A 13,695-nucleotide genomic window follows, 5' to 3' on the forward strand; every position below is an offset into this window, starting at 1 on the left:
AGCCTTGAATTTACTTTTAGAAATATTAAATTCAAGGTCATGCAAAATGAAGGCCAATTTCGCTATGAGCGTACTTTTGTAGATTCTTCAGGTATATTTTATGATATCATTGATAATGAAGGATTTAAAAGGTTTTTGAACGAGAAAGAGCTTAAATTGGACAGTCTTGATGTAGCCAAACATTCTCAATCTTTAAATGCAATGGTGTATTTTTTGTATTTACCCCTTAAGTTGAATGATCCCTCTGTTAAAAAGAAGTACATAGATGAGGTTAAAATTAAAGGAAAAAGGTACCATAAATTAGAAATTTCTTTTGATCAAAACGAGGGTGGTGCCGACCATAAGGACGTGTATTATTATTGGTTTGATGTACAAGATTATAGCATGGATCATTTTGCCTATAGTTCTGGTGGAAATCGATTCAGGGCCGTGTTAAAAACCCATGATGTGAGCGGTGTAATCTTCCAGGACTACATTAACTATCAAATGCCACTAAATGATTCAACTACTACGGTTATGAAATATGATAGCTTATTTGAAGCTGGAAAGCTCAGAGAATTATCTAGAATAGAATTTATGGACATGCGATTGATGACCATTTCAAAATAGAAATCCTAGATATGAAAATTGACCTTTGAATTAATTATTTACAAGAATAGGCTAAGTAAAAAATAAAGACTTGCTGCTAGCACCGCTGATACTGGGATTGTTAAAACCCATGCCCACATTAAGCTGATTGTTACGCCCCATCTAACTGCCGAAACACGCTTGCTTAGGCCCACCCCAATAATTGCACCTGTAATGGTATGTGTTGTTGATACAGGTATTTTAAAGTGTTCAGTCATAAATAAGGTAATAGCACCTGCTGTTTCTGCTGCTACACCCTCTAATGGAGTAACTTTGGTGATTTTAGTCCCCATAGTTTTTACAATTTTCCAACCACCACTCATCGTTCCAATTGCAATTGATGTATAGCACGCAATTGGAATCCATTCTGGAATATGGTTAATCTTAACTTTTCCTTCAATAACAGTATATCCTACCTGAAGCCAGTGAGACATAGTGCTAGCTTCAGCAGGGTTGTCTTTTAAGTATACAATGATTGCCGCTGCAATAATTCCCATTACTTTTTGGGCATCGTTACCACCGTGACCTAAACTAAATAAAGCAGAAGAGACTAATTGTAATTTTTTAAACCACCACTCTGCTCGTGATGGATTAGCATAGCGACAAATATTTACGATGATTACCGTGATCACATATGCCATAAACATACCGATAATCGGTGCAAGAACGATAAATGCAGCAACTTTACCAATAATACCTAAATTGATAACATCTAAACCTCCATGTGCTACTGCAGCACCTGCAAAGCCTCCAATCAGTGTATGTGAGGAGGAAGATGGGATTCCGAACCACCAAGTGAATAAATTCCATGCAATTGCGGAAAGTATACCTGCAAGAATTACAACGAGGTTTATATTCATGGTATCCGCCGTTTTGGCTACGGTATCGGCTACGTTAAGACTGAATATCCAGTAGGCTAAAAAATTAAAAAAAGCTGCCCAAATAACTGCTTGAAATGGGGTTAATACTTTCGTAGAAACAACCGTAGCAATAGAATTGGCTGCATCATGAAAGCCATTGATATAATCAAATACTAAAGCTAGACCAATGATTACAAGTAATAAGGTAAATCCCATAAGGCGGTATGATATCCTTTTATATTTTTAAGCGTTCTTTACTAAAATTGATTCCAATACATTGGCTGCATCTTCACACATATCCGTTGCAGTTTCTAGTGCAGAAAGCACTTCTTTATATTTAATCAAATTCACAGCATCTTTCTCATTGTCGAATAAATCTCCAACAGCCTTATCAAAGACGTAATCTGCTTGATTTTCAATACTATTAATACGAACACATGAATCAGCTATAAGGCGAATATTTTTTAAGTCGCGAAGCTCAAGAATTGCTTTGTGAAGGTCGCGGCATGCCTCTAAAATTAGATTTGCCAATTCTTTAATCGGTGGGGTAATGATTACTACATTGTAAATGTCCATGCGACTCGCCGAACCGTGAATATAATCAGCAATATCATCTATGGCACTTGCCAAACGATGAATATCCTCCCTATCAAAAGGGGTAATAAAGTTCTTACTTAACTCTAAATGAATTTGGTGAGTGATTTCATCTCCTGCATGCTCCAAATCAGAAATGTCTTTAAAAAGTTCTTTACGCTTAACAATATCTTCCGTATTTACTGCTTCTACAAGCTTTTCACCTAATTTTATTAGGTTGGCACTATCTTTTTCAAACAGAGGGAAAAATTTCTTGTCCTTAGGGATAAAATATTGAAAAATACTATTTAGTGACATGTCTATGAGATTTGTATTTGGTAAAGCTACAATCCCAATGTTAAGTTAATGTTAAATATTAAGAATTTTCTAGGCTCTAGATAGTGTAAAGCCAAAAGTTGAGCCGATATTTTCGGTGCTTCGAACCGTTATAGTTTGTTCGTGGGCTTCGATAATGTGCTTTACAATGGCTAGGCCTAAACCTGAGCCACCGATGTCTCTGGAGCGACTCTTATCGGTGCGGTAAAAGCGTTCAAACAGCCTTGGCAAGTATTTTTCCTCGATTCCAATGCCATCATCAGTAATCTCAACCAAAATTTGATCGTGAAGCTCAAAGGTCCGGATATAGGTATTGCCGGGATTCTTTCCGTATTTAAAGGAATTGCTTAGGAGATTAACCAATACCTGCCTAATTTTTTCACGATCGGCATAAACGCGAGTAGGGCCTTTATATTTTTCTTTAAAGTGAATGGAAATATGGTATTTATTTGCTTTTAATTCAAGTGAATCAATAACTTCCTGAATTAATTCTACTAAATCAAATTCATTATAGCTAACAGGTATTTCGCCGCTTTCCAATTTGGAAATTGCATCTAAGTCTTTTATGAAAGAAGCCAAACGCTCCACATTATTAGACGCTTTTTCAAGAAAGCGCTTTGATAATTCTGGATCTTCAATATCTCCCTCTTGCAAAGCTTCAATATAGCCTTGTATAGCAAATAGGGGTGTTTTTAATTCGTGGGATATATTGGCCAGGAACTCTCTTCTAAACTTCTCCTGCTCCTTTAATTGATCAATTTCTGTCTTTTTATCTCTTGCCCAATCTTTAACCTCCTGCTCAACATCATTGATGGGATCGGCACTCACATATTCGCCCAAGGCATCCTTGAGGTCTTTACCCAGCTTTAAATTATGTATCAGTTTGTAAATCAGCTTTATTTTGCTGTAAACAAAACGCTCAATAAGATAATAAAAAACGAGGTAGCTGGTAAACAATGAAACAGAGAATGTAATCACTGAGTCTATGATTTTACCTTGGAAATAAAAATTGACAAATGAAAGGCTAAGTGCAACTGCCAAAGCATTTATAAAAACAAGGACCCATAGTTTCATGGTGCAAAATAAATATAATTTCTAACTTTCTCTGTGTAGCTTTTTTCTGCAGGATTTTATTTCTTGTTGCTTAGAAAACTCGTGTATTGAAGGCAGTATTATGTTGTTTTCTAATCGTATACCTAGGCCAATACCTCCCCATGCGTCTTTTTAACCAATGCTTGCGTTAATGCGGGGAGTTTATTGAGCGAAGAAATGGCTAGGTTTGAGATTAAGGTATTGCCAAATAAATTTTGGATTAATCTGCCACTTTTTAATCTTAATGAAAATTGTTTTTCCCATTTTGATGCATAGTCTTGTTCAAGAGCCTGTCTGTTCAAGCGACTATCTTTTTTTGCAAAATGAATGATGCTTTCTGCTAATATCTTTGCTGAATGTATCGCAATGGCCATGCCATTACCGCAAAGGGGAGTAATCATTCCGGCAGCATCGCCACAGAAAATTAAATGATCCTCTATTAAGGTCTTGCGTTCAAATGATATTTCATTGATGACAACTGGCTTTTCAAATAAAAATTCAGAGTTCTTAAACACATCATATAAATAAGGGTTTTTATACAATAGCTGTTCCTCCATTTCTGGGATGCTTGAGAACTTTTTTAGATTGCTCGTTTCCGAGAGGTAGCATAAACAATATTTATCCTCCTCAATTTTGCTGAGCCCGCAATAACCACCTTCAAAATTATCTAATCGGATTAAATTGGATGGAAAATCAGTTTTTATATGATATTTTACTCCTAAATAGGGGCTCCGCTTATAAAAGAATGAGCGATTTAATTTTTGGTCTAAATTTGATCTTTTCCCATAAGTGGCAATGGCAATTGCAGATTCATACACCTTACTACTAGATGTGCTAATGCTAAAGCAATTTTCATTAAATTGGATGTTATTTACCTTGTCGAAAATAAATTCAACACCAAGTTTTTCTGCTTGTTTAAAAAGTAAATTATCAAGGGTATAACGACTTATTCCGAAGCCTCCCAAGTCTAAATTGGCGTTCAAAATCTTTCCAGATACGGATGTTACTGCTAATCGAGTTATGTGTGAGGTTGCGAGTGCATCAATTCCAATATCAAGCGATTTTAAAAATGGTAGAACCTCATTGGAAATATACTCGCCACATACACGGTGGAAGGGGTATTTCTTTTTTTCTATCAATCGAACTTGATACCCATTCTTCTGTAAAAGTATAGCAGTAGTCAATCCAGCGAGTCCGCCACCAATAATTAATATATCGCTCTTCATGATGTTCATAATGAGGTCAATTTCCTTCAGTATCAATGCACACCTGCCATCTAAAAGCCCACATCCATTTAATGCTATAGCTGCTTATTCCGCCTTTTTGAAGCAGATTTCTGAGTTCATTGTGCCTAAAACTTCGCAAAACGGAAACTTTAGAGTCGTGTTTAACTAGTTCAGATTTTGAGAAGAGAGAGGTTATAATACCTATTGAATAATACGCAAACCAATGCCTATGCAAATCATTGATTATGACATTTTTGCTTGCGCAACTGCTCATTTTTCGGATTAATTCAATCCAATCCGCATCAACAAAATGGTGGGTAAAGAGACTAGAAATAACAATATCAAATTGATTCGGGACCAACTGGCTACTCATCACATCTGCCAAAATATAGGATATTTCGGGGAAATTGCTTGATTTTTGCCGTGCATATTCAATGGCCGATTCTGTGGCATCAACACCCACTAATTTGATTTTTAAATTTCTTTTTCGTGCCCATTTGGCAATTATTCTCAATGAATCGCCACCTCCACAACCCCAGTCGCTGATAATCATTCCATCTTCTAATCCAATTTTCTTAAATGCATCAAAAAATACAGCATAGCCGCCAAGAAGCTTGTTCACCACTTCCAATTCATCCATTATGGGGTCTATGATTTCATGCGATAGAGAAAAATCATCCATCATCTCTTCCTGGGTGCTTCTTTGCTTAAAGTCTGGCATTTAGCTTCTTTTTAAGATCATAGATTCAACGGTTAAACCGGGTCCGAAAGCAAAAGACATCACGTTCTCACCACTTTCCCAATTGTTCTCCATTAGCAACTTTTTTAAGACAAAAACAATGGTAGCCGACGACATATTGCCATATTCTCTTAAAACATCATAGCTAAATTTGTTTTTCTCTTTTGTGAAACCAAAAGCAGTTTCAGCAGATTCCAAAATTTTTCTTCCACCCGGATGAACGGCAAAACGTCCAATATTTTTAAACTCAATTTTTGCCTTGCTAAGTAGCTGATTGGCAATAGATTGTATATGTTTTAAAATGAGTTTTGAGACCTTGGAGCTTAGCTTCATCTCAAAGCCAGAATCTGCAATATACCAGCCCATTTCATTTTTAGCTTCAATTAAAAATTCGGAATAAAAGGTGTCTAGAATCAGACTGTGTTTATTGTTAGGTACTTTTGATTTATGCTCCACTATTATCGCTGCTGCTCCATCAGAAAACAAGGAATTGGCCACCCAATTGTCAAGTGTATTTTCTTTTTGAAAGTGTAGGGTACAAAGCTCCACGGATACAATTAATACTTTTGCTTCTGCATCTGCACGACAGATATAGTCAGCCACTTTTAAGGCATTTAAGGCGCCATAGCAGCCCATAAAATTAATGCAGGTACGTTCTACCTGTTTGTTTAGCCCTAGTTTTTCTACTAGTTCAATATCTATTCCTGGAGCATGCATGCCTGTACAACTTACGCTGATGAGGTGGGTGATTTTTAATCTAAGATCTTCGCCATGATTGGAAAAACAGTCATTAACCGCTTCAAAACCTAATTCGGATGCCGAATTCTGATATAATTCCATTCTTTGGCGTGTACTTGGGAAGGGTTCAAAATTTGCCGATTGACCAAAAAAAGTGTTCTTATGGCTTTCGGTCTCTCCAAAATCTGCTATCACCGAATGGCGGAAATCAATTCCTGAATGGTCATAAATTCGCTTGAGTCTGGAAGCATTACTAGCATTTAAACCGGATGCTTTGACCATAAAATTGTAGATATCATTCTGTGGAATTCGGTTTTTTGGGTTAGCGGTACCAATCGCGCTTATACAACTGCTCATATTCAAGTAAAATACAAAATTTTTAGGATTTGGAGTTTAATCACACAAGAAATGACACAATTCTTTCAAATTGCGATACTTTAATAATTTTATTTAAAATGTTAATTTAGAGAATGAATTTTATCCGAAAATTTGTTCCTACCGCATCTGCATTACTGCATTTACGTATATTGTTTTCAGTTTTTTTACTTCCTGTTTATCTATTTGCGTTCTCACAAGCCACTCAAATAAATTCTTTGGCAGCAATACTGACCTTTGTGGTGTGGCATTTATTAGTTTATCCTGCAAGCAATGGTTTTAACAGTTATTTTGATAAAGATGAAGGCAGCATTGCTTTGATTGAATCTCCACCTCCTGTAGATAAAAGTTTGTATAATTTTTCCCTGCTATTAGACGTACTTGCCTTGGTGCTCTCTCTTTTTGTGGGATGGACCCTGTTTTTTTCAGTTCTAACTTATGGAATCATCTCCAAAATGTATAGTCACCCAAAATTTAGGCTAAAAAAATATCCGATCATTAGTTTTTTAATCGTTTTTATTTTTCAAGGGGCATTTATTTATTGGAGCACCTACGCTTCCATTGGAAGTTTTAATGCTTTAGAAGATTGGAATTTCAATTTTATTTTAGCGGGTTTAATTTCCTCCTGCTTAATTGGCGCTACCTATCCGCTTACTCAAGTGTATCAGCATGAAGAGGATTCTAAGCGTGGGGATACTACATTAAGCATTGTTTTGGGTATTCGTGGTTCATTTTATTTTTCGGCAATTCTTTTTCTACTATCTGGCATACTCGTTTACTTTTACTGGGAAAGTGTTGGTTTAAGCAATTATTTCTGGCTTTTTCTATTAATAACTGCCCCGGTTTTTATTCTATTTATTAAGTGGTTTCTTGCGGTTTATCAGGATCCTGCACAAGCAAATTTTAAAAACATGTCTCGCATGACACTAATAAGTAGCATAATGATGCTTCTTTATTTCGGGATCTTAGCTTTTATTTAGACATTGAAACAATAAACTCGAGGTATTCTTCTGGTAGTTTATGCTCTTTTGCGCCTTCGCAAATTAATTTTAGATAATCTTTCGCAGGGTAAATACCCTCCATATCTTCTTCTGAAATAAATGTGACTGCCGGAACATAGCCTGTTTTAGTCTCAATATTAACTTCAATTAGTTTATATCCAGGTTCGCTGGCTAAAAGTTTCTCCTTAGCGGTATTTTCAAGCTCATAAATAGCTCCAAACACATCCTCAGATTCTGAAGCAATGATATTTGCTCTTGCCTTACCATCTGCATTTTTCACATTGAAGCGAAAGCCGTAATCGAGGAGGCGTCCATCCAAGAAATTATTAATTTTGCTGCCCGAGCACTCCTCTAAATTGCTTTTTTTCAAATTGCTGGCATAAGCAAAATAATTAAAACTCTTATTGTTTTCCATTCCACTCATTGTAAAATTGTTCTAGGTAGCTAAGCATAAATTGATGACGCCCTTCGGCGATACGAATACCTGTCTTGGTATTCATTTTATCTTTCAGCAGCAATAATTTTTCATAAAAATGATTAATTGTTGGTGCTGTAGAAGTTTTGTACTCTTCCTTGCTCATATTGAGTGCCGGTAGAATCTCTGGATTATATAACTCTCGGTTTTTAAAGCCCCCATAAGTAAAGGCTCTGGCAATACCTATCGCGCCAATGGCATCTAGACGGTCGGCATCTTGAACCACCTCCATTTCCTTAGAGGTGAAACTTAGCGTTTCTAGGCTTGACTTAAACGACATATTTCGTATAATTTGTTGAATATGAATGATTTGACTGCCCTCAATTCCGATGCTTTTTAGAAAGTCGCCAGCTTTCTTTGGCCCAACCTCTTCATCGCCATTATGGAATTTACTATCGGCAATATCATGAAGTAGTGCGGCTAGTTCTACGATAAAATAATCTACATCTTCTGTTTTTGAAAGAAGTATGGCATTATGCCATACCCGTTCAATATGCCACCAATCATGTCCGCTTTCCGCACCTTGAAGGCTTTTTTTTACAAATTGTACTGTTAAGTCAATAAGATCCCTATTCGACAGGTTTTGGGTCTCTTTTACTTCCTTCATATAATTCATATTCCAGTAACCTACAGTCTAGTTTCCCATTATAAAACTCAATTCTTCTATCTGCTCTGAGCCCAATTTTTTTTGCTAGATCCGGATTTCCAGTAAAAATATAGCCGCGGTAGCCTTTACATTTCTGCTTCATGAAGTCGCCAATGCGTTTGTAGGTCGCCTCAAGCTTGGAGTGAACCCCCAATCTTTCTCCATATTCTGGGTTAAAGATTACTATTCCGGGTCCTTCAGGGACTTCCGTGTCGGCAAAATCACATACAGTGAAATCGATGAGGTGATCTACGCCTGCTGTGCGTGCATTTTTGATGGAAACATCAATGGCATCTTCTGAAATATCAGTCGCAACAATGCGGAAATCAATTTCACGCTTGGCCTGATCTTTCAACTTACGCCTTTCGGCGAAAAAAACTTCCTCTTCATAGCCTATAATGTGCATGAAGCTATAATTCATGCGAAATAGACCTGGAGTTTTATCGCATGCCAATAGCGCAGCTTCAATGGCTAGGGTGCCAGAACCGCACATGGGCACCACAAAAGGACTTTTTCTATCCCATCCGGTGGCCATAATAGTTCCTGCAGCTAAAGCTTCAAGCATTGGAGCTTTACCCGGAATTTTACGATAGCCATGTTTGGCTAGCGTTTCGCCCGAAGTATCAATAAATATTTCAGCATCATTCTCCTTCCAATAAAGGTGTATGACGGCTTTACTTGCATCGGAACCAGTATTAGGTCTGAGCTCTTTTTTCTCCTTGATGCGGTCAACAATGGCATCCTTTACTTTTAAATTAGCAAAGAGAGGAGTGGTAATGGTCTCATTATCAACAGTTGATGTAACTGAGAAATAGCCTGTAAAATCGATTAAATCTTCCCAAGCGATGTCCATCAGCTCCTTATAAAGGCGTGCTGGATTTTCGGCGGTAAAAGTTTTAATGGAATATAAAACCTGACTAGCGCAGCGCAGGTTAAGATTTAATGGGATACAATCATTCAATGTGCCTTCCAATTCGAGGCCCGTAGCGAAGCTTCTGATTATTTTATAACCAAGGGCTTCAACTTCCTGTTGCAAATATGACGATAGTCGATTATTGCAGGTAATGATGATCTTACTTTTTGTGTGGAAAACTTGCATAATAATTTACGAAGTTAACAATTAAAAACGGCCTGAAATTTATACTTTTACAAATCGTATTCGAATGTTAAATACATCGAATAATTCCCGATATTGTTTAGGAATAAAAAATAGTTTCGATCATAAATAGATAAATACAATGGAAGTAAAAGGAAAAGTACATGAAGTCTCAGAGGTAATAACTGTGAGTGAAAAATTCAAAAAACGTGAGCTTATACTTGAATATGCAGAGAATCCTTCTTATCCCGAATATGTGAAGTTTGAAGCAGTGCAAGATAAGGTTAACTTATTTGACAATATTAAAGTTGGAGATAATGTAGAATTGTTTTTCAATCTGCGCGGTCGTGCATGGGTTGACAAAACAGGTAAAACTGCTTATTTTAACACGCTTTCGGTTTGGAGATTAACACCACTAGGCGCATCTGAAACTGCCTCAGCAGCACCAGAAATAGCTAGCCAGGTTGATATTAGTTCAGCTCCTGGTGATGATGATTTACCATTCTAATTTAAAGAATCATTAAAAAAAACAGAAGCCCCGTTCCTCCTAAAGGACGGGGCTTTCTGTTTCCTTTAAATAAACAATTAACTTTTAATCAATTTTCGTAGAAACCAGCTATTATTTTGCTTTATTGCGATGTAATAAATGCCATTTTTTGGCAAGGAAATTTGCTTGGTATAGGTTTCGTTAAAATTGCTCATCTCATCCGTAAAAACCTGCTTAAACTCGCTATTTAGTATTTTAATTTTTAATGCAGCGCTCCTTGATAAGTTGAATGATAGCCCTATTTTGCCAGTTGAGAAATTAGGAAAAATCGTAAGATCTTCCACTTTTAAATCAGCAATTGATTCTTTGCTTCCAGTAATTTTCTCCAAATTCTCTCTTTCAATATCGCTAATTTGGATATTCATTCTGCTTAGGATGCCGTCCTGATCCATGTGATTGTAGCTAAATGATGATGAATTTCTTCTTTGTTCTCCTGCTGGCGTAAGAAATCTAGGGGTGGGTTGATTAGGATGTGTTCTTAGTTCGACCTCTGGTTGTCCCGGACGGAAATTTCGATGCATGGTGATGACGCGCTTACTTAAATTACTATCTAATCCGTCGATTTTTAAATTGAATCCATTGAGCAAAGAGTCAATATTCATATTTTTCTCATCGAAAAAAAAACGCGATGGTTCTTCCATTTGGCCATTTTTGAGGTCTATTTTCAATTCTCCATCAGTATCCTCATTCCAGTTTAAGATCAAAGGTTCTTTACCGTTGTTTTTTCTAATTATTACTCTATTATCTGATTTTACACCTCTTTCCTGTTCCATTTCTAACAATTCTTTTCTTAAGCGAACACGATCCTCTTTATTAGCTTCGCTTAGTTTTTGGCCGTTTACAATGGTATCGCCATTAGTAATTATAATGCTTCTCACAATTTTTCTCTCTACCTGAGCTCTCACAGATAAACCTGAACTAATAATAATTAAAACGAAAAATCCCATCATCAGTAGATGGGGATTAATAAGATATCTTTTCATAAATTTATTTTTATTGAATGCAGACAAAATTCAATTTTTACACGCATTCGTCTTTTTCTTTGCTCAAAAATAGATTGTTAATCGTGATGTTTTTGTTAATACTTTGTTAAAATATGTTAAAACTAAGCTGACAAAGAGCATGTTGCGTATTTTTGGAGTTCATGAAGCGAAAGAGTATCACTTTAATTATTGGATTAATGACCATTGCTTTAGTAGGTGTGATGGGTATGCAATGGTATTTTTTTAGGCAATCCTACCATTTACAATCACGTTTATTTGATCAATCTGTTCATGAGGCCCTAAAAAATGTAGTGGAGCGATTAGCAAAAAGTGATGCCAATAGTTTTTTAGAAAAAAAGGTCGAGATGATGACCCCTTCAGCTACCATTCTTGTAAAACAGCCTCAATTTGTGTCTATTCCTCAAAAATCCAAGAAAATAAAGAAAAGAAGACCCCGCTTGTCGGATACAAATTATTTGTTGAGTGAGCAAAAAAAGGCAGACAGTATTTTTAGGTTACGAGACAGTATCCTTCGGGCACGCTATCCGGTTGTTTTTTCTTTTAATGATGTGCTAAGTCAGACAGATTTAAATGATCTTCAATATAATTTTCAAGTCGATATTTTTCAGGTGGAGGACGCTTTTGGACAGGTTCATGAGCAAACTCGGCGCACTATTTCTAGAGCTTTAACAGGAAATGCGTTAAACACTTCTAATACGCTTCTCGACTCAGTTACTCAATATATTGTAATGGACCCTGTAGAGGGCGCTTTTTTACGTACCATTCCGCGACCAAGAATCAATAGTTTTGTAAGGACTGAACCAGAGGCGGAAAATACCGCTCAAAAAGTAGAGAAGTTTTTTGCTGGGGAAGAGAATGATAAGGTATTTAAAGATCTTTATCAGGAATATCGGGATGTAAATGTGCCCCTTAATAAAAGGGTTCATCCACAAACGCTCGATTCGATGCTTCGCGCTGAATTAGGGAACCTCTCAATTTTTAGTGATTTTGATTTCAAAGTAAGTTCAGCCAAGCGCGATTCCATTATTTTTTTCCGTGCTTCCACAAAATCAGGTTTTTTGGAAGCTAATAGCTATGAAACGCCATTATTTCCGAAAGATATGATCCGTGATCCTGGAATGCTCACTGTCAACTTTCCCAATAAGAATAATATCATCCTTTCCAATTTAACGGCTATGATGGGACTTTCAGGGGGCTTATTGCTAGTTTTGATTTTTAGTTTCGGCTATACTATCCACTCTATTTTGATGCAGAAGAAGATATCTGAAATGAAAACAGACTTCATTAATAATATGACCCATGAGTTTAAAACTCCGGTAGCAACAATTATGATTGCAAGTGAGGCATTGAGAGATCCAGAGCTTACATCTGATAAAAAAAGTATCGATCGCTTGGCAAACATTATTTATGATGAAAATGTTCGTTTAGGGAGCCATATAGAGCGGGTATTAAACATTGCCAAAATTGAAAAAGGTGATTTAAAGTTGGAGCATAGAGAAATAGAAATGAATGATCTACTTGCAGCCATTGTGGATAGTATGTCGCTTCAATTGGAAAAACGGAATGCAAGTATTGAGCTCGATCTTCAAGCTACTTGCGCCATAGTAATGGGTGATGAGCTTCATTTATCTAATGTGATCTTCAACTTATTAGATAATGCCAATAAGTATAGCCCTGAGAACCCACAAATAAAACTAAGCACTCAAAATATGGGTAAAAATTTGATCATTAAGGTTTCTGATAAGGGTATCGGAATGAATAAGGATCAATTATCGAAAATATTTGACCAATTTTATCGTATTCCGACGGGTAATTTACATGATGTTAAAGGCTTTGGTCTAGGTTTAAGTTATGTTAATAATATTGTTAAGCGCTTAAATGGGACTATAAAGGTGAAAAGTGAAAAGGATATAGGTTCTGAGTTTGAAATTAGTCTGCCTATAAAAGCTCTAGCATAGTTTTTGTTATTTTACTTTCTTTAAAAATTTTTCCTTTCGAGGATTGTCCATATGAAAAGAATTTTATTAGCGGAAGATGACCCCAATTTGGGTATGCTTTTACAAGATTACCTTCAGTTGAAAGGGAAATTTGAGGTAGTGCTGTGCCGAGATGGAGAAGAGGCCTTTCGCGCTTTTTCTAAGGAGCATTTTGATATGTGCATCTTTGACGTGATGATGCCTAAGAAGGATGGGTTTACCTTGGGCAAAGATATTCGGAGTATAAACCCAAATATCCCCATCATTTTTGCTACTGCAAAGGCGATGATTGAAGATAAATCAGAAGCATATAATTTGGGAGGAGATGACTATATAACCAAACCATTTCGTATTGAAGAATTACTTCTAAGAGTAAATGCGCTA

Annotated in this window: 15 protein-coding genes; 5 read left to right on the forward strand and 10 right to left on the reverse strand. The window is 36.4% G+C overall.

All coding sequences use genetic code 11. The features are described from left to right. Positions 1-609: DUF6503 family protein (locus ACILQF_RS04470; protein WP_395626212.1), on the forward strand; the 609-nt coding region annotated here is incomplete at its 5' end. A 38-nt stretch (positions 610-647) separates the two neighbouring features. On the opposite strand, the gene ACILQF_RS04475 is transcribed toward ACILQF_RS04470, so the two are convergent. The 6 genes from ACILQF_RS04475 to ACILQF_RS04500 form a co-directional block, all read right to left on the reverse strand. Beyond that, the gene (locus tag ACILQF_RS04475; protein WP_395626213.1) at positions 648-1,703 is read right to left on the reverse strand and encodes an anion permease; all 1,056 of its coding nucleotides are present in this window, start codon (positions 1,701-1,703) and stop codon (positions 648-650) included. A gap of 27 nt (positions 1,704-1,730) precedes the next feature. Continuing rightward, complete coding sequence (locus tag ACILQF_RS04480) at positions 1,731-2,378, reverse strand: DUF47 domain-containing protein (RefSeq protein ID WP_395626214.1); 648 nt, start codon at positions 2,376-2,378, stop codon at positions 1,731-1,733. 69 nt (positions 2,379-2,447) lie between these two features. Next, on the reverse strand, positions 2,448-3,470 hold the full coding sequence (locus tag ACILQF_RS04485; protein ID WP_395626215.1) for a sensor histidine kinase: 1,023 nt from the start codon (positions 3,468-3,470) through the stop codon (positions 2,448-2,450). A gap of 122 nt (positions 3,471-3,592) precedes the next feature. After that, complete coding sequence (locus ACILQF_RS04490; RefSeq protein ID WP_395626216.1) at positions 3,593-4,714, reverse strand: NAD(P)/FAD-dependent oxidoreductase; 1,122 nt, start codon at positions 4,712-4,714, stop codon at positions 3,593-3,595. Positions 4,715-4,730: 16 nt separating this feature from the next. Next, positions 4,731-5,435 (reverse strand): methyltransferase domain-containing protein, encoded by a 705-nt coding sequence (locus ACILQF_RS04495; RefSeq protein WP_395626217.1) that lies wholly within the window; start codon positions 5,433-5,435, stop codon positions 4,731-4,733. Then, entirely contained in the window at positions 5,436-6,548 is a 1,113-nt protein-coding gene (locus ACILQF_RS04500) for a type III polyketide synthase (RefSeq protein WP_395626218.1), read from the reverse strand. A gap of 113 nt (positions 6,549-6,661) precedes the next feature. Here ACILQF_RS04500 and ACILQF_RS04505 point away from each other — a divergent pair, with 113 nt between their 5' ends. Beyond that, on the forward strand, positions 6,662-7,546 hold the full coding sequence (locus ACILQF_RS04505; protein WP_395626219.1) for a UbiA family prenyltransferase: 885 nt from the start codon (positions 6,662-6,664) through the stop codon (positions 7,544-7,546). Here ACILQF_RS04505 and ACILQF_RS04510 read toward each other — a convergent pair. Genes ACILQF_RS04510 through ACILQF_RS04520 form a run of 3 tightly spaced genes read right to left on the reverse strand, consistent with a single transcriptional unit; the run spans position 7,539 to position 9,787 of the window. Then, complete coding sequence (locus ACILQF_RS04510; RefSeq protein WP_395626220.1) at positions 7,539-7,982, reverse strand: gamma-glutamylcyclotransferase; 444 nt, start codon at positions 7,980-7,982, stop codon at positions 7,539-7,541. The two genes, ACILQF_RS04505 and ACILQF_RS04510, sit on opposite strands and share 8 nt — an antisense overlap. Further along, positions 7,969-8,649, reverse strand: a complete 681-nt coding sequence (locus ACILQF_RS04515; protein ID WP_395626221.1) for an HD domain-containing protein — start codon at positions 8,647-8,649, stop codon at positions 7,969-7,971. Before ACILQF_RS04515 ends, ACILQF_RS04510 begins: the two co-directional genes overlap by 14 nt. Then, complete coding sequence (locus ACILQF_RS04520; RefSeq protein ID WP_395626222.1) at positions 8,612-9,787, reverse strand: class I SAM-dependent RNA methyltransferase; 1,176 nt, start codon at positions 9,785-9,787, stop codon at positions 8,612-8,614. Before ACILQF_RS04520 ends, ACILQF_RS04515 begins: the two co-directional genes overlap by 38 nt. Before the next feature lie 139 nt (positions 9,788-9,926). On the opposite strand from ACILQF_RS04520, the gene ACILQF_RS04525 reads away from it, so the two are divergent. Beyond that, positions 9,927-10,292: a DUF3127 domain-containing protein gene (locus ACILQF_RS04525; protein ID WP_395626223.1), complete on the forward strand. Its 366-nt coding sequence runs from the start codon at positions 9,927-9,929 to the stop codon at positions 10,290-10,292. Between the two features lie 77 nt (positions 10,293-10,369). On the opposite strand, the gene ACILQF_RS04530 is transcribed toward ACILQF_RS04525, so the two are convergent. Continuing rightward, positions 10,370-11,314: a T9SS type A sorting domain-containing protein gene (locus ACILQF_RS04530; protein ID WP_395626224.1), complete on the reverse strand. Its 945-nt coding sequence runs from the start codon at positions 11,312-11,314 to the stop codon at positions 10,370-10,372. A gap of 161 nt (positions 11,315-11,475) precedes the next feature. Between ACILQF_RS04530 and ACILQF_RS04535 the strand changes: the two genes are divergently transcribed. Continuing rightward, complete coding sequence (locus ACILQF_RS04535; RefSeq protein ID WP_395626225.1) at positions 11,476-13,293, forward strand: sensor histidine kinase; 1,818 nt, start codon at positions 11,476-11,478, stop codon at positions 13,291-13,293. Positions 13,294-13,344: 51 nt separating this feature from the next. Beyond that, a partial coding sequence (locus ACILQF_RS04540; RefSeq protein WP_395626226.1) for a response regulator transcription factor occupies positions 13,345-13,695 on the forward strand: 351 nt, incomplete at its 3' end.

The organism is Daejeonella sp., from assembly GCF_044232565.1.
In the GTDB taxonomy this organism is placed as follows: Bacteria; Bacteroidota; Bacteroidia; order Sphingobacteriales; family Sphingobacteriaceae; genus Daejeonella.